Annotated in this window: 1 protein-coding gene; it reads right to left on the bottom strand. The window is 62.1% G+C overall.

All coding sequences use genetic code 11. The features are described 5' to 3' along the window. Positions 1–197: 197 nt before the first annotated feature. The coding region (locus NKI37_RS31830) for a tetratricopeptide repeat protein (protein ID WP_352791853.1) at positions 198–1,403 on the bottom strand (1,206 nt) is incomplete at its 5' end.

Genomic DNA, 1,403 nt, shown 5'->3' with positions numbered 1-1,403 from the left:
TTCAGTCGTTCGAGCGTGCCGACCTCATCCTCGCCCATGAGCGTGCTGTAGCCGACCACGTCGGCAGCAAGGATCGCGCTAAGCCTTCGCTCCATACCTGCCTGCGCCCTCCTTGGTCGATCAAGCGGCTTCGCGCAGCCTATTCTAGTCCCGCATCGGACGCGAGTGTGTGCGTCCGTTATGACGCGCGTGTGCTTCTACTGAACAACCGTAAAGTGAAACACCTTGCTTGAGTTGACGAAGGAATAGCCGCCGCCTCCATCGTCGCCGCGTTTATAGACGGGTCCACAGTCGGGGCGCCCGAACATATTCTCGCTCAGCTCGCACAATAAGTCGCCATCGACACGGACGGTCTCGGTGACCAGCCGCGTCGTGGAGCGGAAGGCTGCCTTGCCGTCGCTCCCGATCTGGAGGAAGGCTGGTTGGAGACCGGGCTCAAGCTGACCCTGCAGAGTATGGCCCAGCACCAGCGAGGCGATCTCCTTGCCCTTCAAGCGGTTGTGCTCATCGCCGGTGAAACCGAACGGCCATTCGGGCAAGCCCGCCTGCTGCAACGCGTCGACGATGAGAGCCAAATCCTGCGGGTTACGATATTGGGCACCGTTGAGTCGGTATGCGGACAATGAATCGAAACCTGGTGTGGACATGGCACCTAGCCCCTCGGCCACTGCCGCCCTGGCATCCTGCAGGCGGCCGGCGCGGGCGTAGGCGGCACCAAGCGTGATCGTGTAATCTCCGACTGACGGCGCATCGTCGCGGGTGCGTTCGAGGGCCTCGATCGCCCTGTCGTTGCTCCCTTGAATTAGAAAGACCAGACCGGCAATTTGCCGGTTTACAGGTGAAAGGTTGGGATCGAGCCTGAGCGCCGTCTCGACCGCTTCGGCAGCCTCAGCATGACTGCCGGCGAACAGTTGCACGTATCCCAGGGCTATTTGCGTCTCAGCATCGCCGGGGCCGAGTGCGACGGCTCGCTCGACCGAAGCGATGGCTTCCTCGTAGCGGCGATCCACGACCTGCATGATCCCAAGAATAGCATAGGGCGACGAAAGGTCAGGGTCGAGTTGCAAAGCTCGGCTCGCCTTCTCATAGGCGCGCTTGCGCGCAGGTGCGCTCTGCATGATGTCATTGAACGATTCACGCCAGATATACACCGTCGTGCTTGCATCCGCCGCGAAGGCTTCCGCAAAAGCGGGGTCGAGCTGCTCGGCCTTGTCGTAGAGCGTGAGCGCCTCCCGCAGGCCGTCGCGCCGACCGGTCCGTGCTGTCTGCTCGGCACGAAGATAGAAGTCGTAGGCTTCGAGGTTTTCGGTCGGCGGCCGCGCCATGCGCTCGCTTTCCGCTGCCGAAGGTTGCATGCCAAGCGCCTTGGCGATCTCGCCGCTCATCTCGTGTTGGACGGCAAA

This window comes from Mesorhizobium sp. M0626 (genome assembly GCF_040320665.1).
Lineage (GTDB): Bacteria > Pseudomonadota > Alphaproteobacteria > Rhizobiales > Rhizobiaceae > Mesorhizobium.
This window is presented reverse-complemented; position numbering and strand designations above follow the sequence as displayed.